This window comes from Corynebacterium sp. MSK122, from assembly GCF_030229435.2.
Taxonomy (GTDB): Bacteria; Actinomycetota; Actinomycetes; order Mycobacteriales; family Mycobacteriaceae; genus Corynebacterium; species Corynebacterium marquesiae.
The window spans coordinates 39,989-62,548 of record NZ_JASPHV020000008.1 but is presented as its reverse complement, the minus strand read 5'-3'; the positions used below and the strand labels follow the sequence as shown (position 1 = coordinate 62,548).

Sequence of the window (22,560 nt, the reverse complement as noted above, 5' to 3'; positions counted from 1 at the left end):
TCAAGGTGAAATGGGGAGCACAATGCGAGTATTGGTTGCCATGTCCGGCGGCGTGGATTCATCGGTTGCCGCCGCCCGTGCAGTAGAAGCCGGCCACGAGGTAATTGGCGTTCACCTCGCGCTGCACAAAGACGCGCAGCAGACCAGGGAGAAAGCTCGCGGTTGCTGCTCGTTGGAGGATTCGGCCGACGCCCGCCGCATCTGCGATAAGCTGGGCATTCCCTTTTATGTGTGGGACTTTTCGGAGGAATTCAAAGAAGAGGTCATTACGGACTTCGTGGATTCCTACGCCCGCGGCGAGACCCCCAATCCCTGCCTTCGCTGCAACGAGAAGATTAAGTTCCGAGCGCTGCTGCAAAAGGGCATGGCGCTTGGCTTCGATGCGGTTGCGACGGGCCACTATGCCACTATCGACGAAGACGGCTATATGCGCCGCTCCTTGGACGAGAATAAGGACCAGTCTTATGTGCTCGGCGTGATTTCGGCCGAGGAGTTGGAGCACTGCTTTTTCCCCATCGGCGATACTCCCAAGCCGCAAATCCGCGAAGAGGCTGCCGCGCATGGCTTTTCCACCGCGAAGAAGCCGGATTCTTATGATATCTGCTTTATTCCAGACGGCAATACGCAGGCCTTTTTGGGTGCCCGCATTGGGCTGCGCCCTGGCATGATCGTGGATCAAGAGGGCACGGAGCTCAAGGAGCACGATGGCGCGTGGAACTACACCATCGGCCAACGCAAGGGCCTGGACATCAAGGCGCCGGCTGCCGACGGCCGCCCCCGCTACGTCACCGATATTGATGCTGCTACCGGCACGGTTACCGTCGGCGCCCGCGAGGACTTGGCCGTAACCTCGATTCAGGCCGATCGCCTGAAGTACCTCCACCCAGGCATGGATGGGGATTTCGAGTGCGAGGTTCAGGTGCGCGCACACGGCTCCGTGGTGCCATGTACCGCCCACGTTGACCGCGAGACGGACGAAATGCACCTCGAACTCAAGGAGCCGCTATCTGGTGTCGCCCGCGGCCAAGCGGCGGTGCTGTACTTGCCTTCGCCGGATGAGCTGGGAGACATCGTCATCGGCTCCGGCACCATCTGCGGAACTAATTAAGCACGCAGTTGGCAATGAGCCGATCTAGCGCTCGGACATCGATATTGGGGCCAATGTTGATTTTGAATTCGCCAGCCCTAGTCCACAGCTGCAGCTCCGCATTGAAGTCAAGGAGCTTTCCCGCGTTTTCCGTGGACCACATATTGATGGAGGAATAGGGCAGGGAGTACATCTCTACCTTTTTGCCTGTAAGGCCTTGCGCGTCGCGGATGATGAGGCGCCTATTGGTAAATACGGCGGCATCGCGGACTGTCTTGAAAGCGCAGACGGGATATTCCTGTTCGGCCAAAACAGTGGAAATGTCTTGGGGAATTTCGCACTCGTTGTAGAAGGTCCAGCCGGAGTATTTTTCCACGCCCATAGTAAGGTTCCTTTCGAAGTGATACGTCGCGTATCGGATAGATAATTCTGAGAAATAATACTAGCGCCGAGGTGAATATGGACGCTTTTGGCTTAGGCCCTATGCCGGGATACTCCATGAGTGAGGCGGCAGACATCGTGATGGGTGAGACGGGTGGTCTCCCGCACCTTCCGCAGTTGCCGGACCGCGGGATTTATGCTGGGGCCATTGGACGAACGGCGGGCTTGTTGGAAGCAGTCTCCATTGACCGCGGACCGCGCTCGTGGGTGCTCAGTGATCGGCCGCAGCTAATCTCGCACCGGATTGTTGACCAGATGAGCCGCGACCTGGACGAGATTCAGGAGGTGTGGGGCGAGTCAGTTCCCCGTATCAAGGTCCAAGCGGTAGGCCCGTGGAGTTTGGCGGCCGCTGTGGAGCTAGGAAACGGGCACCGCGCGATTACTGATTTGGGTGCTTTCCGGGACCTGTGTGGTGCACTATTGGCCGGAATTCAGGAGCACAAGGCACAGGTGGCACAGCGTTTTGGGGCAGAGGTTCTTGTGCAGCTGGACGAGCCCCTGCTTGCCGACGTCCTTTCGGGCACCCTTCCAGGCACCACCGATTTCGATACGATTAGGGCTGTTCCCGCAGACCAGGTCAATGCGACACTGGCGGAGTTTGGTGCGGACTACCTTCGTCTTCGCAAACCCATATGGGAAGTAGCGGCGAAGACGGTGCTGCTCGATTTTGCTGGTCTAGCCTCGCCCGAGCATCTCGATGGCTTGGGGCAGTGGATTGATGGCGGCGCTCGCGTCGGATTGGGCGTGGCAGGGCAAGATGCTCGCACGGAGGCTATTTCTATTGCACAGCACTTCGACCGCATGGGTCTGTCGCGGGAGCGAATTCCAGAACAGGTTGATATCTTCCCGTGGCCGGTGGAAAAGGCCGCGCCCAGCTATTCTTTTGCCGCTGAGGTGGCGGGCATCCTCATTCGCGACGCCGGCGATCTTTAATCGACGCGCCCGCGGCTATCCGTGGTGGTGAAGTATTCGCCCATATAGGGAATGACATAGCGCAGCTTGCCGTGTGCGGTGGGTTCGATGAGGTCGGCGTCGATAAGCCGCTGGCGGGTGGCCGACAAGGAGCGCACGGTGCGGTCCATGTGGCCCGCGATGTCTGCGATGGTGGCGATGCCATCGACTTCGACTGCGGCCATCGCTTCTAGGAACTCCCGCTGTGCCGGCGGCAGGGCTAGCGTCGCAGGTTGGTGCACCTGCGCGCCCATGATCGATATTGCATCTGGGGCGATAGAGGCGATTGTCTGCTGGGAAATGCCGCCTTCTTGGTTGCGGCGACTGCGCTCCCATGCCAGTGAGCCGACCAATTGCACGAGGTAAGGGTAGCCGCGGGTGAGCGCGGCGGCGTCCGTAATCGCTTCGTGGCTAAACTCCAGCCCCGACCCCGAGGCCGTATGTTCGAGCGCCTGCTCCGCATTGGCCGGCGACAAGGGGCCGAGCACGAATTTCTGGGCCCGGCGCAGGAAGGTTACCCCGGGCAGGTCCAGCAAGTGGTTGACCCCCTGCGGCAGGCCAGCGGCCACCAAGGCGATATCGATTTCATCGCGCACCAAGTCTTGGTAGGCCACGGCGATGGTGGTGAGGTCTTCGACGTCGGCGTCTTGAACCTCGTCGATGGTGAGGAGGATGCCGGTGCCTTTCAGCTCGGAGGAAAGCTCGCGTAGGCGAGTATTCAACGTGGGGGTGAAGCGGTCTTCCTTCTGGTGGTCGAAGCCAATCGATCCTACGCCGCCGATGCCGATGCGGCTGACCTTCTTCTTATCGCTGGGCGACAGCCGCTCGAGAAGCCTCGGAATCGTGGTGTTGACCAGTTCCTCCACCATGGTGGAGCGCCCAGAGGCGCGTAGCGTTACCCAACCGCGCGCTTCAGCAATGTCTTCCAACTCGTTGATGAGGACCGTTTTGCCGATGCCCCTAGCGCCGCTTAGCACCATGGAACGGGAGGCATTGCCGGCCGAACCATCGAGGGCAGTGCGGAAACTATCGAGCACGACGCCGCGGCCGACCCAGAACAGGGGAGGGGCGCCGAATGTCGGGCGGAATGGGTTGTCCATGCGGCTAGTGTAACCCGTTTTGTCGGAGATTTGGGAGACTTTCGGCTCGAAGTGGAGATTTGGGAGACTTTAACTGATGAGTGGCCACGCCGTCGAGACATCCGAGGCATCGCGGCCCTTTCCCTCTAGGTACTTCTTAAAGGCGACACGGTCCTCGTACCACTTGACGGCCTGGAACTCCATGAGCTCGTTTTCATCCATCTGTGCCAGGTTGGGGTAGTGCTGGCGTACCTGTTTCCAAGCCACGCGGGCGGCGGCGAGGGCGTCGGCAGTAGCTTCGTGGGCGTTGCCCAACTCGACGCCGTAATGTTCGCACACTGCGCCAAGGGTGCGTTTTCCTTTTCGCCACTTATCGCTGACGCGGTCGATCACATAGGGGTCATAGACCGGGCCGGTTACCGTAAAATCTCCGGTCAGACTGCGCAATACGGTGAGATCAAATGCTGCGTTGTAGACGATCAGCGTCAGGCCATCCTCCCATGCAGCCTTGATTGCCTCGACCGTATCTTTGAGCACAACTTCGTGGGGGCGGCCCTCTGCGCGGGCCTTTTCCGTGGTGATTCCGTGGACATTGGTCGCTTCCTGCGGAATTTCGATTCCGGGATCGGCTAGGTGCTCAATTTTTTGCACATCGCGGCCGTCAATGCGGACCAGGGCAGAGGTAACAATGCGGGCTTGTTTAGGGTTGGCCGAGGTGGTCTCAAGGTCGAAGGCGAGCATGCGGGAGGCGTCGAAATTCATGATTCATACCTTAGTAGCTAGCCCCGACACGAGGGATAGCTACACTTGTGCAACGTGACTAATCCAGTTGATCTGCACCGTGAATGGAACGACCTTGCGCAGGAAGTGCGCCGCCACCGCAATCTGTACTACAACGGTGAGCCGGCTATTCCCGACGCCGACTTTGATGCACTTTTTCAGCGCCTTCTTGCGCTAGAAGAAGAGCACCCAGAGCTTGCCGTGCCTGATTCGCCCACCCAGCAGGTAGGCGCCGCTCCGAGCGGCGGCGAAGATATTGAGCACCTTGAGCGCATGATGAGCTTGGACAATGTTTTTAGCGCTGGCGAGATGCAGGATTGGTTGGATAGAACTCCGGCACAAACTTATCTCACTGAGCTGAAGATTGATGGTTTGTCTATCGATTTGGTTTATCGTGATGGGCGCTTGACCACCGCTGCGACTCGTGGCGACGGCACGGTGGGCGAGGAGATCACTGCCAATGCACGCGTAATCGAGGATATTCCGCACGAGCTGACGGGGACTGATGAATACCCAGTTCCGGAGCTTATCGAGATCCGTGGCGAGGTATACATGCGCCCCGAGGACTTCGAGGAGATCAATGAGGAACGCGTGGCTGATGGCAAGGATAAATTTGCTAATCCGCGCAATGCCGCGGCCGGTGGACTTCGCATGAAGGATCCCGCCGAGGTGAAAAAACGCCGCCTGAAAATGGTGTGCCACGGCTTGGGTGCGCGCGAGGGATTCTCGCCCAGCTCACAGCACGATGCCTATAAGGCGATTGCGGCTTGGGGGCTACCCGTTTCCCCGTATACCAAGCAGGTGCACTCGGCCAAAGAGGTTCAGGAAGAGGTGGCGCATTGGGCAGAACACCGCCACGACGCCATCTTTGAAATGGACGGACTCGTGGTCAAGGTGGATGATTTGGCTTCGCAGCGCGCACTTGGTTCGACTTCCCGCGCGCCGCGCTGGGCCATTGCCTATAAGTATCCGCCGGAAGAAGTGACCACGAAACTCAAGAATATTGAGGTGGGGGTAGGGCGTACCGGGCGAGTGACGCCCTTCGCCATTATGGAGCCGGTCTTTGTCTCCGGTTCCACGGTGTCCATGGCAACCCTGCACAACCAATCCGAGGTCAAGCGCAAGGGCGTGCTCATCGGGGATACCGTCATTATCCGCAAGGCGGGCGAAATTATTCCGGAGGTCCTTGGGCCGGTGCGCGAGCAGCGCGATGGTAGCGAGTATGAGTGGACCTTCCCAGAGAACTGTCCCGCGTGTGGTACGAAATTGGCCCCGCAGAAGGACGGCGACGCCGATTGGCGTTGCCCCAATACACAGTCCTGTCCGGCGCAGCTCTCGGCACGCCTGGAGTATCTGGCTTCCCGCAAGGCGTTGGATATTGAGGCTTTGGGCGAGAAGGGTGCGATGGATCTGATCGACAACGACATTCTCGTTGATGAGTCGGAGCTTTTTGAGCTCACCGCGGAAAAGCTATTGGCCTCAGATGTCTATACCGCAAAGAAGGACACCAAAGACAAGCGCTCTAAGAAGGAGGGCAATGTCAAGGTCAATACGGCAGGCCAGAACTTGCTAAACAACCTAGAGGAGGTAAAGGGACGCGACTTCTGGCGCGTCTTGGTCTCGCTGTCCATACGTCACGTGGGCCCGATTGCGGCTCGGGCGCTTGCTTCCCGCTATGGATCCATGGACAAGCTGCGCGCTGCGAAGACGGAGGAGCTTGCAGAGATCGATGGCGTCGGCATGACCATCGCGCAATCCTTCCACGATTGGTTCGAGGTGGATTGGCACCGCACGATTGTGGACAAATGGGCTGCTGCGGGCGTGGCCATGGAGGTAGCGGCCGAGGATCACAAGGAGCAGACCCTCCAGGGCTTGACCATTGTGGTTACCGGCAGCTTGGAGAACTTCACCAGGGATTCCGCGAAAGAAGCTATTGTCTCGCGCGGCGGCAAGGCCACCGGTTCGGTGTCGAAGAAAACCTCGTACCTAGTTGCCGGCGAAAAGGCTGGCTCGAAGGAGGATAAGGCTCGCGAGCTGGACATCCCAATTCTCAACGAGGCGCAATTCCAGCAACTACTCGAAACCGGCGAAGTCTAATTCGCTTCAGTTACTTCAGGAAGCTGCCCAAGATAGTGCCGATGTGGCCCAAGTGCTCGACCTCGGAGGCGAGGTAGTCAGGACCGCCGGTTCGTCCCATGGCGATGACCAATCCGGTATCGCCGAGTGGGGCGGCGGCGAGTGCGGAGTCAAGCAGGGACCAGCTTTCTGGCACCCACTCGTCGCGCTCGGGATGGAGGACGCGGGCGCTTTCGACCTCAATGTCGTGAGGAACGGTGCCGTCATCTTCCGGGGCGGCGTTGGAGGAGGCCAGGCGGCGGATAGGCTCGTTATTATCAATGACGATGCACCAGGTGGAGGTGAGTGCCTTCGGGATGGCCGCGACGACCTCTTCCATGGCCGCAGTGACATTGGTGGCATTGGCTACACGCGCGAGCAGCTCAATCTGGCCGCGGCGGTCTACTCGGCCGCTAAACGGGCGGATGGAGTCAATTTCCACGCCGTCGACGGAGGAGGCGGCGGTGATGAGGACATCGGCCATGGCGCCTTGGGGCAGCTCGATGACAATGTCATCCATAACGGTGCCGTCGGGGAAGTTTTCTACGATATCGACCGATTGGATATTGCCGTCGACGAGTCCAAAGGCGTCGGCAAGCTGGCCCAGGCTGCCAGGGGCATCGGGGAGCAGTACACGGATCAAAAAGGACAAGGTCTCGCACGCTTTCGGTAGTTTGTAGTCCCAGACATGATACGTGCGTCACAATGCGGGCTTCAAGCAACGCAAATTTGGGGTGACGCGGCAGCCGTCGCGGTAGGTGCAGTACCATGGGTCGTTAGCAATTCACATAGTACATGCATCGTGTGAATATTTTTCACCCGCATGTCGATTATGCAGATAAAGGATGGAGTTCGCGTGTCTGAGATTTCGCGTGATGAGGTAGCCCACCTCGCCAAGCTTTCCCGCCTGGCCCTCAGTGAGGAAGAGCTAGCCCAGTTTGCAACGCAGATTGATGAAATTGTTGATTCCGTTTCCGCGGTAGGAAACGTGGATACCGAGGGTGTGGAGCCGATGAGCCACCCGCACTCCGTGGACGCCCCGATGCGCGAGGACGTTATTGTGCGCACCCTTACTGCAGAACAGGCTTTGGATCAGGCGCCGGCCGTAGAAGATGAGCGCTTCGTCGTGCCACAGATTTTGGGAGGAGAATAAATGTCTAACCTGACCGTTCCTGCGGAGGGCTTGACCTCACTGACCGCCGCCGAGTTGGCGGAAAAGATTCACTCCCGCGAAATTACCTCCCGCGAGGTTACTCAGGCCTTCCTGGATCGCATCGCAGAGACCAATGAGGAGCTTAATTCCTTCCTGCACGTGGGGGCGGAAGAAGCCCTCGCGGCTGCCGACGCCGTGGATAAGGCCCTCGATGCCGGCGAAGAGCCGGCTTCTGGTCTGGCAGGCGTGCCCCTGGCGCTGAAAGATTTGCTCGTTACCACCGATGCGCCGACCACCGCAGCCTCCAAGATGCTGGAAGGCTACGTTTCTCCCTACGATGCCACCGTGACCAAGCGTCTGCGCGAGGCCGGAATTCCCATCCTGGGCAAGACCAACCTGGACGAGTTTGCCATGGGTTCTTCTAATGAGAACTCTGCCTTTGGTCCGGCTCATAACCCTTATGACACCGAGCGCACCCCGGGCGGCTCGGGCGGCGGTACCGCAGCTGCACTCGCTTCCGGCCAAGCGCCACTCGGCATTGGTACCGATACCGGTGGCTCCATCCGCCAGCCAGCCGCGCTGACCAATACTGTGGGTGTTAAGCCAACCTACGGCACCGTGTCCCGCTATGGCCTTATTGCTGCCGCATCTTCCCTGGATCAGGCCGGCCCGTGTGGCCGTACCGTCCTCGACACCGCGCTCCTGCACGAGGTCATTGCTGGCCACGATGCCTTCGATGCGACCTCCGTGGATAAGCCGGTAGCACCGGTTGTCGCCGCCGCACGCGAAGGTGCCAAGGGTGACCTTTCTGGTGTCAAGGTCGGTCTTATTAAGCAGTTTGAGCGCGATGGCTGGCAGGAAGGCGTGATGGAGAACTACCACGCCGCCGTTGAGCAGTTGCGCGAGCAGGGTGCCGATATTGTTGAGGTTGATTGCCCGCATTTCGATGACGCCTTGGCAGCGTACTACCTGATTATGCCGTGCGAGGTCTCGTCCAACCTGGCACGTTTCGATGGTATGCGCTATGGCCTGCGTGCGGGCGATGACGGCTCCCACTCCGCCGAGCAGGTCATGTCCCAGTCCCGTGCAGAAGGCTTTGGCCCTGAGGTCAAGCGCCGCATCATGCTGGGTACTTATGCGCTGTCCGTGGGCTACTACGATGCCTACTATCTGCAGGCGCAGCGCGTGCGTACCCTCATTGCGCAGGACTTCGCTCGTGCCTTCGAGCAGGTTGACGTGCTCGTTTCCCCGACCACCCCGACCACGGCATTCAAGCTGGGGGAGAAGGCCGAGGATCCGATGGCAATGTATAACTTCGATCTGTGCACCCTGCCGCTAAATCTAGCCGGCCTGTGTGGCATGTCTGTGCCCTCCGGTACGGCGAGCGATACCAACCTGCCGACTGGCCTGCAGATCATGGCGCCGGCATTCGCGGATGACCGCCTCTACAAGGTGGGCGCTGCCTATGAGGCTGGCCGCGATAAGTAAATCGTCGCCTGTGGAGTCCCTAACGATTCCATAAAGGTTTCTTTGCTCCCGTTGAATTTATATTCGGCGGGGGTAAATTATTAGGTATGCATTTCAAAAAGACCGCACTATTTTCGCTGACCGCCGCTGCGCTGATGGGCGCTGGAGCTGCCAACGCTGCGCAGGTGCCCTCCGTTGATCCCGGGTTCAGCATGACCGCGCCGACCAACTCTGGGCTTATTGCCCCGCTGCCGAAGGGCGCGGAGAAGCTGGAGCCCCAGATCGAGGGCCAGACGATCACTGGAACTCTCCACTCCGTTAAGGAAGAAGGCAAGCTTAGTGTTGAGTTTGCCAAGGACCACTCCTTGGTGATGAATGATGGCTGCAATATCTACACCACTACCTACGAGGTGGCTAAGGACGGCACCATCAGCGTGGGCGAGTTCAACTCCACCCTTGCGGCTTGCGATGAGCACACCCAGCAGCTTTCCGACGCCCTGCTGGGCCTCTTTGAGTCCAAGCCTTCTTTCTTCAACCTTCCCGGCGGCACCGTAGCCTTGGGCAGCAAGGAAGCTGCGGCCGAGTTTACTGTTGACAAGTAAAAACTCGTAGCACACTAAAACTTAAAATGCGCACCATGTCTTCGGCCATGGTGCGCATTTTTGTGTGGGGGACTATTTGGCGTCGGAAAGCGCATAAGCCGCGCCCGCCGAAGCCGCGGTCACGCTAAGGACGGCTGGCCAAGCGCCAATCTTCTTAGCCAACGGGTGGGAGGCGCCGAATGCACCCACGTAGAGTGCGCACAGGCCGGCAGTGGTAACCGGGGTGGTTTTCTTGGCCCAAGAGCGACCCGCCCAGACACCGGCAGCGGCGAGGATTACGCCGCCCAGCGGGCGAATTCCGGTCTCGCGGGCGGTGACCCAGCCACCGATAAGGCCGAGGGTAACAGTGGTGGCGGTAGAAACGTCTTGGGGCTTTTTAATATCGATCATGGACATGTGACCAGTCTAGGTCGACATTTCTCGGCCCGCTAGACTCTAAGGCCATGACTGTGGAGACGCATCTGCCGCCCGAGCGCCAAGCATGGCGCGCCATGTTTGCATTGTCCCTCGGATTCTTTGTGTCCCTGCTGGACCAATCCATGGTGGCGGTGGCGCTGCCTGATCTGCAACGTGAGCTGAACGCAGGCGTAAACCACACCATGTGGGTATCCGCGGCCTATTTGCTGGCTGTGGTGGTGCCGCTGCTCTTTGCCGGCCGCTTGGGCGATGTTTTAGGCCAGCGCCGGATGTTCTGTTTGGGCGTGGGCGTTTTCGGGCTGGGTGCGGTGGCGTGTGCCGTGGCGCCCACTGTGGAAGTACTCATTGCGGCGCGTGCCGTGCAAGGCATGGGTGCGTCCCTCCAGATGCCACAGACCATGTCCGTTATCAATCGCATCTTCGCGCGTGAGCGGCGTGGGCGCGCACTGGGCGTATGGGGTGTGATCGGCTCTGTAGCAGCACTTGCCGGTCCACTCGCCGGCGGGTTCCTTGTGGGGCACTTTGGGTGGCAAGCCGCCTTTTGGGCACACGTTCCCTTCGTGGTCCTAGCCATTGTCTTCGCGCTGCTGTGGGTGCCTGAGTTACCCACGACCGCGCAGTCTATCGATGCGCCCTCGGCCATCGTTTCGCTCATCGCCTTGGCAGCAATCGTCTTTGGCATTCAGCAGGGCCCGGTGCTTGGCTGGGGTTGGACCATCTGGTTGATCCTGCTCGCTGGAGTTGCCGCTAGCGTCTGGTTTATTCGATTGCAGGCAACCGCCCAGGCCCGCGGGTCGAGTCCGCTGGTGCCGCTGGCGCTATTTAGTGACCGTAATTACCTGGCGGGCTCGGTAGGCATCATCGCAATGGGGTTTATGGCTGCTGCGGTGATGCTCCCCATCATGCTGTGGCTGCAGACCATGCAGGGAGTGCCTGCAGACGAAGCCGGCATCATCGTGGCTCCTATGGCGCTGGTGTCTCTCCTGATATCTCCGCTGGCTGGAATCATGGCGGATCGCGTCAATCCACGGATTCTTGGGGTAATGGGATTTTCTATCCTTATCTTCTCGCTCCTTGCGGCATGGTGGGTCATGCAGGTCGACGCCCTTCCGTGGGTACTCGGGCTGCCTATTGCCGGCCTAGGTGTGGGGCAGTCGTTCATTTGGGGTTCCAACGCAGCCACCACCTTGCGCGATATCTCACCGGAACTTATGGGCGCTGCCTCCGGTGTGTACAACACCTCCCGCCAGGTGGGATCCGTGGTGGGAGTTGCCCTGGTATCCGCAGTTATGCAAACGGGTAGCCCAGAGGCGGCAATTATTAATTCGCTGCTCGTCATCGTGGCTGCGCTGGTGGTGGGCCTGGTTTCTGCCCTAGGTTTTAGGGACACTCTGCAGGCCTAAAAATCGCGCGCTAGATTGGTAGGTATGCGTCTAGGTGTTTTAACGTCCGGCGGCGATTGCCCCGGCCTCAATGCTGTAATCCGTGCGGTAGTGCGTACCGCGTCCAATGAATTTGGAGATACCGTTGTAGGTTATGAAGACGGCTGGGTGGGCCTGATGGAAGACCGCCGCCGCGATCTTTATGACGATGCGGAAATCGACCGTATTCTGTTGCGTGGCGGCACCATCCTGGGCACCGGTCGCCTGCATCCGGATAAGTTCAAGGCCGGCCTTGACCAGATTAAGTCCAACATGGCGGATGCCGGGGTAGATGCTCTAGTCGCCATCGGTGGTGAAGGTACCCTCAAGGGTGCAAAGTGGCTTTCTGATAACGGCGTGCCGATAGTGGGCGTGCCGAAGACCATTGATAATGACGTCAATGCCACCGACTACACGTTTGGTTTCGATACTGCGGTTTCTGTGGCCACCGATGCTATCGACCGTCTGCACACCACCGCGGAGTCCCATAATCGCATCCTGATCGTGGAGGTTATGGGCCGCCACGTGGGATGGATTGCCCTGCATGCGGGCATGGCCGGCGGTGCGCACTACACCGTGGTACCGGAAGAGCCCTTCGACATCGCGGAGATTACGAAGGCGATGGAACGCCGCTTCCAGATGGGTGAGAAGTACGGCATTATCTGCGTGGCAGAAGGCGCCCTCCCGAAGGAAGGGACGATGGACTTCGAGGCTGGCGGCGTCGATCAGTTCGGTCACCAGACCTTTAACGGCATCGGCCAGGTAATCGGCGATGAAATCAAGGCACGCACCGGGTATGACGTGCGTACGACCGTGCTGGGGCATATCCAGCGCGGCGGCACGCCGACGGCCTATGACCGCGTCCTTGCAACTCGTTACGGTGTACATGCAGCCCGTGCTATTCACGAGGGCAAATCCGGCATGTGTGTTGCCCTGCATGGTGAAAATATTGACCTAGTTCCACTCGAAGATGCCGTGGGCCAATTGAAGACGGTACCGGAATCGCGTTACCGCAACGCCCAGGCGCTCTTTGGCTAAAGGCATTCCGTGTTCCGAATATTAAGATAGCGCTCCCACTGGGTGGGAGCGTATTCTTTTGTTCATGAGTATCGATAGCATGACAGATAATCGGGTAGAGGTGCCCTCTGCGCCCTCCGCAGCACAAGACCGTCAAGCGCTCATTGCAGCGCTAGGCTTTCCCGTGCTCGTGATTATCGGTGGCGTGGTGGGATACCTCGCGCCAGAAACCGCAGCTTCCTTCGCCCCCCAGGTCACCCCGCTGCTGGGGATTGTCATGTTCGGTATGGGCCTAACCCTCAAGCCGGTGGATTTTGCTTTGGTGGCACGCCGTCCGCTGCCCGTTTTCATTGGAGTGGTAGCGCAGTTCGTTATCATGCCGCTGGTGGCGCTGCTGGTAGTCGCGGTGATGGATCTTCCCGATGCTGTAGCTGCCGGCGTTATCCTTGTAGGATGCGCGCCCGGCGGTACGAGTTCCAATGTGGTGTCTTATCTTGCGCGCGGTGATGTGGCTCTGTCGGTAACCATGACGTCCATTTCCACCCTGTTGGCGCCGGTCCTTACCCCATTGTTGACCTTGTGGCTGGCAGGGGAGTACATGCCGGTCTCCGCTTCAGCCATGGCGGGGTCCATTGTCAAGGTGGTTCTCATTCCCGTCGTTGCCGGCATCCTTATCGGCATGCTGGTTCCGCGCCTGGTGGCAAAGATTAACGCGGCATTGCCGTGGATCTCGGTTGCGGCCATTTCGGCCATCGTGTGCATCGTGGTCGGCGGCGCGCACGACACCATCGCTACGGCGGGTGCGCTGGTCTTTGCGGCCGTAGTTGCCCATAATGCCTGTGGCTATCTGCTGGGCTACATTGCAGGAGCGGTCACCAAGCAGCCGATCTCCGCGCGGCGCACCATGGCCGTCGAGGTGGGCATGCAAAACTCCGGCTTGGCCACCTCCCTGGCATCGACCTATATGAACCCATTGGCCGCCCTACCAGGTGCCGTCTTTTCAGTGTGGCACAACCTCTCTGGTGCGGTGCTTGCAGCCATCTGCCGCTATTCGGATTCCCGGAAGTAGGGCGGAAGAACTGCTAAAAAATAATCGTGACCGCAGGGTAGGACTCGTCTACATACCAGGGCTCTTTTTGCACGGTGAGTGGGGGCTGGCCTTGCTCGAAAGATAGGGTGTCGCCGTCTTTGACGGTGGCGCCTTGCAGAACATGGTCTGCGATATTGGCCAGCTTGTAATAGAGATCGGTGGGATCCATGGATTCGGTGGCCGCCTGGACTTCCGGGTGTCCGGCTTGGACCAGCCCAACGGTATAACCCAAGATTTTGTTTTCTTTTTGGGTAAGCCACACCGGAGCGATGTGCATTGGTGCAAGGTTATCCCGAACGGCCTCGAGGAAAGTATTCGGCGCGATAGAAACGTTGCCGCGCGGGTTATGGACTATCAGGCAGTCGGGGTGCTCGGCTACCACCGCAGTGGCCTTGGAGAGTAGCTCAAGGTGATCGCGGCGGGCCTCGCGGAATTGCTTCGCGCGATCAAGTTCGGTCTCACGGGGAAGCACGGACACGAGGATTTGTGCGGTGGCGGAATCGAGGCCGCGGGCATCCGCGCTCAAAATGGGGTGGAGGCCATAGCTATCGCGGGTGGGAGGGGTATCGACGGCTTGGTAGTGCAATAAAAATGAATCATTAAGCTCAACCATGATGCTTCCTGGATTCTTACCCGGTGTGATTTCTCCCAGGCGGTCGCCAAAAGTGGTGGTCAGGCGCTCGCTTACCTCCTCAGGGGTAGGGGCAGTGCGGAAGACTGCGATGTTGATCAATGGGGCATCGATAAGGGTGGCATCAACGCTATGTGGTGTAGTCATAATATTCAGCTTAGGGGCGTGAGCGCGCGGGCGCATGGACGTATTAAGATGGCACGCATGACTGCTGCGATGTATGACCTGATGGACTTCGATGAGGTCCTAGAAAAGTTCGAACCGGTAATGGGCATGGAAGTCCACGTAGAGCTGGATACGGAAACCAAGATGTTTTCTACCTCTCCTACGAACTTCAACGCAGCGCCTAATTCCAACGTTGACCCGGTATCCCTGGGCCTTCCCGGTGCGCTGCCGGTAGTTAACTCCAAGGGTGTGGAGGGTGCCATCAAGATTGGGCTTGCCCTTAATTGCTCCATTGCGGAGTCCTCACGCTTTGCCCGCAAAAATTACTTTTACCCGGACCAGCCGAAGAATTACCAGATTTCCCAGTACGACGAGCCGATTGCCTATGACGGCTACCTGGACGTTGTGCTGGAGGACGGCACCGAGTGGCGCGTAGAAATCGAGCGTGCCCATATGGAGGAAGACACCGGCAAGTTGACCCACCTCGGTGGTACGGACGGTCGTATTCACGGCGCCACGGCGTCCCTGGTGGATTGTAACCGTGCGGGTATTCCTCTCATTGAGATTGTTACCAAGCCGATCATTGGCGCCGGTGAGCGCGCGCCCGAGGTGGCTAAGGCCTACGTTTCCGCCCTGCGCGAGCTCGTTGCAGCCTTGGGCGTTTCCGACGCCCGCATGGACCAAGGCTCTATGCGTGTGGATTCCAACCTATCCCTGCGCCCGGTGGGCCAGGAAGAGTTTGGTACCCGTACCGAAACCAAGAACATTAACTCCCTGCGTTCCGTGGAGCAGGCGGTTCGCTTCGAGATGCAGCGCCAGGCGCAGGTGCTCGAAGATGGCGGCACTATTGACCAGGAAACCCGCCACTATCAAGAGGCCGATGGCACCACCTCCAAGGGTCGTCCGAAGGAAACCGCGGAAGACTACCGTTACTTCAATGATCCGGACCTGCCGCCGGTCATCGCCCCGCGCGAGTGGGTAGAAGAGCTGCGTCAGACCCTTCCGGAGCTGCCATGGGTTCGCCGTGCGCGCATCCAGGAAGAGTGGGGTATCAAAGATGAGGAGATGCGCGACCTGGTTAATGCCGGTGCCCTCGACCTCATCGTGGATACCGTCGAGGCCGGTGCGAAGCCAGACGAGGCACGCTCCTGGTGGGTTTCCTACCTAGCCGGCAAGGCCAACGAGCAGGATACCGATCTTGCTGGTTTGTCCATTACTCCGCAGCACGTGGCGCGCGTTATCGCGCTCGTCAACGAAGGCAAGCTGACCACCAAGCTCGCGCGCAAGGCCGTCGATGGTGTGTTGGCGGGCGAGGGTGACGTCGACGAAGTCGTCGAAAAGCGTGGTTTGGAGGTCGTGCGCGATGACGGCGCCATCGAGAAGGCCGTAGATGACGCGCTGGCCGCCAACCCGGACATTGTGGAAAAGTACCGTGCCGGCAATAAGAAGGTCACCGGTGCCATCGTGGGTGCGGTCATGAAGGCCACGCAGGGCAAGGCCGATCCAGGCCAAGTCAATAAGCTTATCGCAGAGAAGCTGAACTAAGACCCCCAAAGAACCAGCCGCGCTTTCCCTCCTCAACGAGAGGGGCGTGGCTGTTTTTAGTTTTCCTCCCCTGCCGGAAATGGTGATTACTTTCGTTAGGCGAGGTCAGTGGGGTTACGCGTAGGGTCGTGGGCATGACAATTAAGAGCAAAGTATTGCAAAAGGAAAGCCCTGAAGCGCCATTCAAAATCGTAGAAATCGAGCGCCGCGATCCGCGCGAAGACGATGTGGTCATTGATATCAAGGCTGCAGGTATTTGTCACTCCGATATTCACACCATCCGTAACGAGTGGGGTCAGGCGCACTTCCCCCTGACAGTGGGCCATGAGATCGCCGGCGTTGTGGAAGCTGTGGGTGATAAGGTCACCAAGTTCAAAGTGGGCGACCGCGTGGGCGTGGGCTGCCTAGTGAACTCCTGTGGCGAGTGCGAACAGTGCCGCAACGGCCAAGAGCAGAACTGCCTGAATGGCAACGTGGGCACCTATAACTCCGAAGACGTAGACGGGACCATTACTCAAGGCGGCTATGCCCAGAAGGTAGTAGTCAACGAAGACTTCGTGTGCACCATTCCAGAGGGTATTGACTTTGACGTCGCAGCCCCGCTGCTGTGCGCCGGAATCACCACCTATTCGCCGCTGGCTCGCTGGCAGGTTAAAGAAGGCGACAAGGTTGCCGTAGTAGGCCTAGGCGGCTTGGGCCACATGGGTGTGCAGATCGCTGCGGCAAAGGGCGCGGAAGTAACCGTGATTTCCCGCTCCCTGCGCAAGGAAAAGGAAGCCTATGAGCTGGGTGCAAAGCATATTCTGGCCACCGGTGAAGAGGAAGACTTCTTTGCCAACCACCGCGGCGAATTCGACGTCATCTTGTCCACCATATCTGTCCGGTACTCCCTCGATGACTATCTGCAGCTACTGAAGCCGCGCGGCATCATGTCCGTTGTCGGACTTCCGCCGGAGGAGCTGGGGATCCATATGAGCAGCCTCGTCGGCGGCGGCAAGGTGCTTACAGGTAATAATATCGGCGGCATTGCAGAGACCCAGGAGATGCTGGACTTCTGTGCCGAGCACGGTATCGGCGCCGTTATTGAAAAGATCGGCGTCAACGATGTTGATGACGCCTATGAGCGCGTGGTGCAAGGCGATGTAAAGTTCCGCTTCGTGATTGATACCGCGACCTTTGACGACTAAAGCGTTAGGTTGAATTCGCGGAACGTCAGAATGTGATTTAGCACAACATCGGTATGCGCCAGTAGGTGTTTAACGGGTCACTTACGTACCATTCCTTAAGGAACGCATATCGGTGTTGTGTAGCCCACGTGCTGGGGAGTGGGGGACAGGGGCCGCGCGCACCAGTATGCGAAAGATATTCGCTACAAAAGTTAGGCAACCGTGTCTTCTAAAAACATTATCGCCATTGCCATGTCCTTCGTGGGCTTGTTGGTCGGCGCCGGCTTTGCCACGGGCCAAGAGGTGGTGCAGTACTTCACCGCCTTTGGTTCTTGGGGCATTCCTGGCCTCATCATCGCCGCACTCGTCATGACCCTTGCCGGTACCGTGTTCTTGCAGTTGGGCAGCTACTTCCACGCTTCTGAACACAACACCGTTTTCCGCAATGTCACCCACCCGATCGTCTCCAAGTTGCTGGACATCGCGGTCATCATCACCCTCTTTGCTATTGGCTTTGTGATGTTGGCCGGCGCGGGTTCCAATATGGAGCAGCAGTTTGGCTGGAAGACGTGGATCGGCTCCACACTCATGCTGGTCTTGGTGCTTGTCGTGGGCATGCTCGACGTGGACAAGGTATCCAAGGTTATCGGTGCTGTAACACCGACCATCATCATTGCGGTCATTGGTGTAGCCATCTACACCGGCCTTAATATGCCGGATGACATCGGCGCCGCTATGGACGCCTCCAGTCAAATCGATACTCCGATTGGGAATTGGCTGATTTCCGCACTGAACTACAACGGCCTTGCCCTGATGCTTGCTGTGTCCATGTCCCTGGTTATCGGTGGCGATAATATTAGTCCGCGCGAGGCCGGCTGGGGCGGCGTTGTAGGCGGCGTCATCTACTCCATCATGATGGGCCTTGCCGGATTCTCCTTGTTGATGAACTCGGATAAGGCGCAAGGCTCCGATATTCCGATGCTGTCTTTGGTCGATGACGTCAATCCAACGTTGGGTGCGGTTATGGCGGTCATCATTTACTTGATGATCTTCAATACCGCCATCGGCATGTTCTACGCGCTGGGCAAGCGCCTATCTGCCGGTCATGAGAAGCGCTTCCCGGTTATCTTCGTTATCGGCTGCTTGGCTGGTTTCGCCGTTTCCTTCGCCGGCTTCAAGACCCTGATGAACTACATCTACCCCGTCATCGGTTACATGGGCATTCTGATGGTGGCCATCCTGGTCTTTGCTTGGTTCCGCAGCCAGTCGCAGATCCAGGATGAGGCCGTGCGCCGTGAGCGCGTACGTGCCCTCATGCACCTGAAGCTGCACCCGGACAAGGCATATGATGCTGAGCGCTATGACGATGAAATTGGCCAGCACATCGAGGACTCCAATATGGATAACGAGGCCCTCTACGATGAGCTGGTGGAGGAAGTCGCCGAAGAGCTCGATAGTGACGATGACGTGGACTTTGACAAAAAGGATTACGCAGAAAAGCGCCACGACTACTCCTATTACACCGAACGCGACGCGGTAGAAACCGACCGTACGCCGGAAGAAATTGAAAAGTGGGTCGAAGAAACCGGCGCATCCGGCGACCCGGAAGAAGATGAGGATCTGCCACAGGCTGACAATTCCAAGAATTAAGCGGACAATGGGTGCCATGAGCATCTATGCACCCGCATCTGACCGTTATGATTCGATGGAGTACCGCCGAGTAGGCAACTCTGGGCTGAAGCTGCCGGCCATTTCCCTTGGCCTATGGCAGAACTTCGGCGACGATCGTCCCCTGGCCACGCAGCGCGAAATCCTGCGCGCGGCGTATGACCGGGGGATTACTCATTTCGATTTGGCCAATAACTACGGCCCTGAACCAGGTGCCGCGGAGGAAAACTTCGGCCGCATCTTCACCCGCGATTTCCGCCCCTTCCGCGATGAAATGATCATTTCTTCCAAGGCGGGTTGGGTAATGAATGATTCACCCTACGGTTTCGGCGGCTCTCGCAAATACCTGGTGAGCTCCTTGGACGCTTCCTTGAAGCGCATGGGCTTGGACTACGTGGACATCTTCTACCATCACCGTCCGGACCCGGACACTCCGCTGGAAGAGACTCTTTATGCGCTGCGCGATATCGTGGCTTCCGGCAAGGCCCTCTATGTGGGCATTTCCTCCTATGGGCCGGAGCTTACCGCGGAGGCCATGGAGTTTATGGAAGATGAAGGCTGCCCGCTGCTGATTCATCAGCCCAGTTATTCCATTCTGAACCGCTGGATTGAGCGCCCGGGCGAGGATGGCGAGTCCCTTCTTGATGTCACGGCGCGCAGTGGGTTGGGTGTCATCGGCTTTGGTCCACTAGCACAGGGCATGCTGACGGATCGCTATATCGATGGCATCCCCGCAGATTCGCGCGCGGCGAAGAATAAGACCTTGGAAAAGGATTGGCTCAATGAGGAAAACCTTTCCATGATCCGCTCGCTCAACGATATTGCAGGCAAGCGTGGTCAGTCTCTGGCGCAGATGGCTATCTCGTGGGTGCTGCGTGATCAGGGGGATCGCACGCTTACCTCGGCGCTGTTGGGTGCTTCTTCGGTGGAGCAGCTTGAGCACAACTTGGGCGCGCTGGACAAGCTTGACTTCAGCGCAGACGAGCTTGCTGCTATTGATGACGCCGCCCATGACGCCGGAATCAACCGGTGGGCCGAGGCCACTGCTTCGCGCGTTCGCGGCGACTAGGCCGCTCCCGAGCCCCGGCCCCCTAGAGCAGGAGCAACTTGAGCGTTAGGCCAATCATGATGACGCCGATGCCGAAGTTGATCCAACGCCACACTGTGGGCCGGGACAGCACGTGGGAAAAGCGCGCGGCACCGAAGCCGATAAAGGGGAACCAGGTGAAGCTGGCACAGATTGCACCCACGGCGAAAAGCCAGCGCCCCGATTCGCCATATTGATTAGCAATGCTGCCGAGCATGACCACTACGTCCACGTAGGCGCCTGGGTTAAGCCACGTTAAGGCCAGGGCGGTCAATAGCGGCTTAACCCACGAGGGGGAGCGCTTGATCTCGACGCGAGTTGTGGTCTTGGTCGTGCTGCGTGACTGAGAGCCATCGAAGGAAGCGACTTCCTGCGGTACTTTCGGCTGTGTGGATTCCACCTCGATGGCCTCGCCTCTGGTCTTGAGCACATCGCGGAAGCAGGTAAAGGTGAAATACGCTAGGTAAGCGGCGCCAACATATTTCAGAACCTGCAGGGCGTTGGGGAATTTTTCTACCAAGTAGCCCACGCCGGCCGTGCCGGCGGTAATCAGGAGGACGTCGGAAAGCGCGCAGACAGCAATGATGAGGCCAATGTGGTCGCGGCGGATGCCGTACTTGAGCAGCATGGCATTTTGCGGGCCAACGGCCACGATGAGCGATAATCCCAGGAAGAAACCAGCAAGCACGATGGACATGCCTTCCAGTGTGAATTCTCGGCCTGAATTAGTCCAGTTAATGAATCTACAGTTGGTTTAGAATAGCTTCATGAACCCGGTGCACTTAGAAACATTGCTCGCCATCGTGGACGAAGGCAGCTTCGATGTCGCCGCTGCTGTACTCGGCATATCGCCGTCTGCGGTAAGCCAACGAATTAAGGCCCTAGAATCGAGCACCGGTCGCGTGCTCCTTCGCCGTGCTACCCCGGTAACCGCCACGGAAGCGGGGGAGATCCTGGTTCAATCCGCACGCCGCATGGCGTTGGTGCAAGCGGAGACGGATGCCCGCCTAGGCCACCGCTTGGCCCGGGTTCCGCTCTCTGTCGCGGTGAACTCGGATTCTCTAGCGACATGGTTTCGTAGGGTGCTTAGCGATACCGCGCGGCAGGGTGATGTCGCCCTGCGCATCCGGATTGAGGATGAGGCCCGCACCTTAGCCATGCTGCGACGCGGCGATGTGCTTGGCGCGGTAACGAGGGAAGCCACGCCGGTCTCGGGCTGTGAGTCTAGCTTTTTGGGTACGATGCGGTACTTCCCAGTCGCGGCACCACATATTGCAGAAAGCTTCCATAGCGGCCGCCTGACCTGGGAAACTATGCCCCTTGTAGGCTATGGTCCCAACGATCAAGTACTGGATGATGCGATGCGCGAGCGCTTCATTGATTCGGCCGTGGTGCGTGCCCGGGTATCACAGATTCCCTCTTCCGAGGGCTACCTCGAGGCCGTTCGCGTTGGCCTGGGGTGGGGATTGCTGCCCCAGGCCCAAGCTCTGCCCCTATTGGCGGCAAAAGAGCTGGTGCTTCTCGACGACTCCCCGCTCGATATTGACCTTTACTGGCAGCGTTGGCGCTTGGAGTCAGAGGTTTTGAGCGAACTTACGCGTTCGGTAATCGAGGCTGCGGGCGATCTAGTGGCGACGTAGTACGCATGCTCGCGCGGCGCGCCGTGGTGGGTACCACAAAAGTGCAGGCACGTCCCCTAAGTTGGAGCTATGAGCGATAAGCAGCAACCGGATAAAGCCACCCCGTTTGATGAGGATATGGACGTCCCTACCTACAACGCGAAGCCCGCTAGTAAGGATTCTGTCTCCGGCCAGGGAAAGTCGAAGCCTGGCCTCTTCGAGCGTGCCGGCCGCGCTGAGCCGCAGGAGATCAAGCCTTCCCAGGCGCAGCAGGATCACCCGGAAACCGAGGTACTGTCCTACTCCAGTGCGAATGAGGCCGCGCGTCGGGACAGTGGCGCCGGCGAGGAGACCGTAGCCTTCGCGCAACCGGAGTCCACCACGCCGGCCAGCGTAGAGCAGGAGACGGCACTTGCTACTGCCGACGCCCCTGCGGAAAACACCCTCAGCACTGAAACCGCAGAGGAGCGTGAGGCACGCCTACAGGCGGAACAAGAAGAAAAGGAAGGCTATCAACGCTATGGTCGCCGCGGCACCATCGATTTTGGCCTGCTATTCATTCGCATCGCACTGAGTGCCTACCTGATCATTGCCGGTGCAAAAACCTTTTTCGAGCTCGGTGATAGTCAGGGCTTGTCCGGTCTAGAGGGCGACTTTGCTAACTATGCCTGGGATACCGCACTGTCCATTGCGGTGCCGACCATGCAGCTTATCGCTGCTGTGTTCTTGCTGCTCGGCCTCATTACGCCGCTGGCGGCCATGATTGGCCTGGTAGTGACCGGCTTTACCGCCGTCCACGAGCTAGCCCAGACCGATGCCGGCCTAGACGTCTTTAGCTGGCCAGAATCCGTATGGCTTTCCTTGGTCCTCTTTGTCATCGCAGTGGGCCTGCAGTTTACTGGCCCAGGCTTTATCTCCCTAGACTTCAAGCGTTCGTGGGCACGCCGCCCACTGGGTACCTCGTGGATCTTTGTGCTCATCGGCGTAGCCATTCTCGTAGCACTGTGGTTCTTCGGCGCAGGAGTTAATCCGCTGAATTAGGTCTTGATAGATAGTCCG

Annotated in this window: 22 protein-coding genes; 15 read left to right on the top strand and 7 right to left on the bottom strand. The window is 58.7% G+C overall.

Annotation, left to right across the window (positions count from 1 at the left end; genetic code table 11):
* The first annotated feature begins 22 nt into the window (after positions 1–22).
* Positions 23–1,108: a tRNA 2-thiouridine(34) synthase MnmA gene (gene mnmA / locus QP934_RS05050; RefSeq protein ID WP_419126955.1), complete on the top strand. Its 1,086-nt coding sequence runs from the start codon at positions 23–25 to the stop codon at positions 1,106–1,108.
* On the opposite strand, the gene QP934_RS05045 is transcribed toward mnmA, so the two are convergent.
* Positions 1,101–1,469: a PH domain-containing protein gene (locus QP934_RS05045; RefSeq protein ID WP_086588761.1), complete on the bottom strand. Its 369-nt coding sequence runs from the start codon at positions 1,467–1,469 to the stop codon at positions 1,101–1,103. The two genes, mnmA and QP934_RS05045, sit on opposite strands and share 8 nt — an antisense overlap.
* Positions 1,470–1,546: 77 nt before the next feature.
* On the opposite strand from QP934_RS05045, the gene QP934_RS05040 reads away from it, so the two are divergent.
* Positions 1,547–2,461, top strand: a complete 915-nt coding sequence (locus QP934_RS05040; RefSeq protein WP_337888533.1) for a methionine synthase — start codon at positions 1,547–1,549, stop codon at positions 2,459–2,461.
* On the opposite strand, the gene QP934_RS05035 is transcribed toward QP934_RS05040, so the two are convergent.
* A complete protein-coding gene (locus QP934_RS05035; protein WP_299140437.1) occupies positions 2,458–3,579 on the bottom strand; it encodes an ATP-binding protein in 1,122 nt (373 codons plus the stop codon). The two genes, QP934_RS05040 and QP934_RS05035, sit on opposite strands and share 4 nt — an antisense overlap.
* A 69-nt stretch (positions 3,580–3,648) precedes the next feature.
* Positions 3,649–4,320: a 3'-5' exonuclease gene (locus tag QP934_RS05030; protein WP_337888534.1), complete on the bottom strand. Its 672-nt coding sequence runs from the start codon at positions 4,318–4,320 to the stop codon at positions 3,649–3,651.
* Positions 4,321–4,365: 45 nt separating this feature from the next.
* Between QP934_RS05030 and ligA the strand changes: the two genes are divergently transcribed.
* Positions 4,366–6,435, top strand: coding sequence for an NAD-dependent DNA ligase LigA (gene ligA, locus QP934_RS05025; protein WP_419126954.1), 2,070 nt, complete (start codon positions 4,366–4,368; stop codon positions 6,433–6,435).
* Between the two features lie 10 nt (positions 6,436–6,445).
* Here the strand turns inward: ligA and QP934_RS05020 are convergent, their stop codons facing one another.
* Positions 6,446–7,105, bottom strand: a complete 660-nt coding sequence (locus tag QP934_RS05020; RefSeq protein WP_049377149.1) for an amino acid-binding ACT domain protein — start codon at positions 7,103–7,105, stop codon at positions 6,446–6,448.
* Between the two features lie 204 nt (positions 7,106–7,309).
* Between QP934_RS05020 and gatC the strand changes: the two genes are divergently transcribed.
* The 3 genes from gatC (at position 7,310) to QP934_RS05005 (ending at position 9,675) form a co-directional block, all read left to right on the top strand.
* Positions 7,310–7,606, top strand: a complete 297-nt coding sequence (gene gatC, locus QP934_RS05015; RefSeq protein WP_005327681.1) for an Asp-tRNA(Asn)/Glu-tRNA(Gln) amidotransferase subunit GatC — start codon at positions 7,310–7,312, stop codon at positions 7,604–7,606.
* On the top strand, positions 7,607–9,094 hold the full coding sequence (gatA, locus tag QP934_RS05010) for an Asp-tRNA(Asn)/Glu-tRNA(Gln) amidotransferase subunit GatA (RefSeq protein WP_284786699.1): 1,488 nt from the start codon (positions 7,607–7,609) through the stop codon (positions 9,092–9,094).
* 86 nt (positions 9,095–9,180) lie between these two features.
* Complete coding sequence (locus QP934_RS05005; RefSeq protein ID WP_284786701.1) at positions 9,181–9,675, top strand: META domain-containing protein; 495 nt, start codon at positions 9,181–9,183, stop codon at positions 9,673–9,675.
* 72 nt (positions 9,676–9,747) lie between these two features.
* Here QP934_RS05005 and QP934_RS05000 read toward each other — a convergent pair whose 3' ends face one another.
* Positions 9,748–10,071: a hypothetical protein gene (locus QP934_RS05000; RefSeq protein WP_049377152.1), complete on the bottom strand. Its 324-nt coding sequence runs from the start codon at positions 10,069–10,071 to the stop codon at positions 9,748–9,750.
* A gap of 47 nt (positions 10,072–10,118) precedes the next feature.
* Between QP934_RS05000 and QP934_RS04995 the strand changes: the two genes are divergently transcribed.
* The 3 genes from QP934_RS04995 (at position 10,119) to QP934_RS04985 (ending at position 13,599) form a co-directional block, all read left to right on the top strand.
* Positions 10,119–11,495, top strand: a complete 1,377-nt coding sequence (locus QP934_RS04995) for an MFS transporter (protein ID WP_284810501.1) — start codon at positions 10,119–10,121, stop codon at positions 11,493–11,495.
* Positions 11,496–11,519: 24 nt separating this feature from the next.
* The gene (locus QP934_RS04990; RefSeq protein WP_049377154.1) at positions 11,520–12,551 is read left to right on the top strand and encodes an ATP-dependent 6-phosphofructokinase; all 1,032 of its coding nucleotides are present in this window, start codon (positions 11,520–11,522) and stop codon (positions 12,549–12,551) included.
* Positions 12,552–12,630: 79 nt separating this feature from the next.
* Positions 12,631–13,599: a bile acid:sodium symporter family protein gene (locus QP934_RS04985; RefSeq protein ID WP_419126976.1), complete on the top strand. Its 969-nt coding sequence runs from the start codon at positions 12,631–12,633 to the stop codon at positions 13,597–13,599.
* 13 nt (positions 13,600–13,612) lie between these two features.
* Here the strand turns inward: QP934_RS04985 and QP934_RS04980 are convergent, their stop codons facing one another.
* Complete coding sequence (locus QP934_RS04980) at positions 13,613–14,398, bottom strand: DUF4261 domain-containing protein (protein WP_284786704.1); 786 nt, start codon at positions 14,396–14,398, stop codon at positions 13,613–13,615.
* 57 nt (positions 14,399–14,455) lie between these two features.
* Between QP934_RS04980 and gatB the strand changes: the two genes are divergently transcribed.
* The 4 genes from gatB (at position 14,456) to QP934_RS04960 (ending at position 19,864) form a co-directional block, all read left to right on the top strand.
* Complete coding sequence (gene gatB, locus QP934_RS04975) at positions 14,456–15,961, top strand: Asp-tRNA(Asn)/Glu-tRNA(Gln) amidotransferase subunit GatB (RefSeq protein ID WP_284786705.1); 1,506 nt, start codon at positions 14,456–14,458, stop codon at positions 15,959–15,961.
* A gap of 134 nt (positions 15,962–16,095) precedes the next feature.
* Positions 16,096–17,148: an NAD(P)-dependent alcohol dehydrogenase gene (locus tag QP934_RS04970; RefSeq protein WP_419126953.1), complete on the top strand. Its 1,053-nt coding sequence runs from the start codon at positions 16,096–16,098 to the stop codon at positions 17,146–17,148.
* Between the two features lie 201 nt (positions 17,149–17,349).
* Positions 17,350–18,777 (top strand): hypothetical protein, encoded by a 1,428-nt coding sequence (locus QP934_RS04965; protein WP_284786707.1) that lies wholly within the window; start codon positions 17,350–17,352, stop codon positions 18,775–18,777.
* Positions 18,778–18,793: 16 nt separating this feature from the next.
* Positions 18,794–19,864: an aldo/keto reductase gene (locus QP934_RS04960; RefSeq protein ID WP_284786710.1), complete on the top strand. Its 1,071-nt coding sequence runs from the start codon at positions 18,794–18,796 to the stop codon at positions 19,862–19,864.
* A 22-nt stretch (positions 19,865–19,886) separates the two neighbouring features.
* Here the strand turns inward: QP934_RS04960 and QP934_RS04955 are convergent, their stop codons facing one another.
* Positions 19,887–20,579 (bottom strand): LysE/ArgO family amino acid transporter, encoded by a 693-nt coding sequence (locus QP934_RS04955; protein WP_284786711.1) that lies wholly within the window; start codon positions 20,577–20,579, stop codon positions 19,887–19,889.
* Positions 20,580–20,649: 70 nt separating this feature from the next.
* On the opposite strand from QP934_RS04955, the gene QP934_RS04950 reads away from it, so the two are divergent.
* Both QP934_RS04950 and QP934_RS04945 read left to right on the top strand, forming a co-directional pair.
* On the top strand, positions 20,650–21,522 hold the full coding sequence (locus tag QP934_RS04950; RefSeq protein WP_284786713.1) for a LysR family transcriptional regulator ArgP: 873 nt from the start codon (positions 20,650–20,652) through the stop codon (positions 21,520–21,522).
* 69 nt (positions 21,523–21,591) lie between these two features.
* A complete protein-coding gene (locus tag QP934_RS04945) occupies positions 21,592–22,542 on the top strand; it encodes a DoxX family protein (protein WP_337888538.1) in 951 nt (316 codons plus the stop codon).
* Positions 22,543–22,560: the final 18 nt, after the last annotated feature.

Excerpts from the sequence above, each read along its gene's own strand:
- mnmA (WP_419126955.1), top strand. The coding sequence starts at position 23 with ATGCGAGTATTGGTTGCCATGTCCGGCGGCGTGGATTCATCGGTTGCC.
- QP934_RS05045 (WP_086588761.1), bottom strand. The coding sequence starts at position 1,469 with ATGGGCGTGGAAAAATACTCCGGCTGGACCTTCTACAACGAGTGCGAA.
- QP934_RS05040 (WP_337888533.1), top strand. The coding sequence starts at position 1,547 with ATGGACGCTTTTGGCTTAGGCCCTATGCCGGGATACTCCATGAGTGAG.
- QP934_RS05035 (WP_299140437.1), bottom strand. The coding sequence starts at position 3,579 with ATGGACAACCCATTCCGCCCGACATTCGGCGCCCCTCCCCTGTTCTGG.
- QP934_RS05030 (WP_337888534.1), bottom strand. The coding sequence starts at position 4,320 with ATGAATTTCGACGCCTCCCGCATGCTCGCCTTCGACCTTGAGACCACC.
- gatA (WP_284786699.1), top strand. The coding sequence starts at position 7,607 with ATGTCTAACCTGACCGTTCCTGCGGAGGGCTTGACCTCACTGACCGCC.
- QP934_RS05005 (WP_284786701.1), top strand. The coding sequence starts at position 9,181 with ATGCATTTCAAAAAGACCGCACTATTTTCGCTGACCGCCGCTGCGCTG.
- QP934_RS05000 (WP_049377152.1), bottom strand. The coding sequence starts at position 10,071 with ATGTCCATGATCGATATTAAAAAGCCCCAAGACGTTTCTACCGCCACC.
- QP934_RS04995 (WP_284810501.1), top strand. The coding sequence starts at position 10,119 with ATGACTGTGGAGACGCATCTGCCGCCCGAGCGCCAAGCATGGCGCGCC.
- QP934_RS04990 (WP_049377154.1), top strand. The coding sequence starts at position 11,520 with ATGCGTCTAGGTGTTTTAACGTCCGGCGGCGATTGCCCCGGCCTCAAT.
- QP934_RS04985 (WP_419126976.1), top strand. The coding sequence starts at position 12,631 with ATGACAGATAATCGGGTAGAGGTGCCCTCTGCGCCCTCCGCAGCACAA.
- QP934_RS04980 (WP_284786704.1), bottom strand. The coding sequence starts at position 14,398 with ATGACTACACCACATAGCGTTGATGCCACCCTTATCGATGCCCCATTG.
- gatB (WP_284786705.1), top strand. The coding sequence starts at position 14,456 with ATGACTGCTGCGATGTATGACCTGATGGACTTCGATGAGGTCCTAGAA.
- QP934_RS04970 (WP_419126953.1), top strand. The coding sequence starts at position 16,096 with ATGACAATTAAGAGCAAAGTATTGCAAAAGGAAAGCCCTGAAGCGCCA.
- QP934_RS04960 (WP_284786710.1), top strand. The coding sequence starts at position 18,794 with ATGAGCATCTATGCACCCGCATCTGACCGTTATGATTCGATGGAGTAC.
- QP934_RS04955 (WP_284786711.1), bottom strand. The coding sequence starts at position 20,579 with ATGTCCATCGTGCTTGCTGGTTTCTTCCTGGGATTATCGCTCATCGTG.
- QP934_RS04950 (WP_284786713.1), top strand. The coding sequence starts at position 20,650 with ATGAACCCGGTGCACTTAGAAACATTGCTCGCCATCGTGGACGAAGGC.
- QP934_RS04945 (WP_337888538.1), top strand. The coding sequence starts at position 21,592 with ATGAGCGATAAGCAGCAACCGGATAAAGCCACCCCGTTTGATGAGGAT.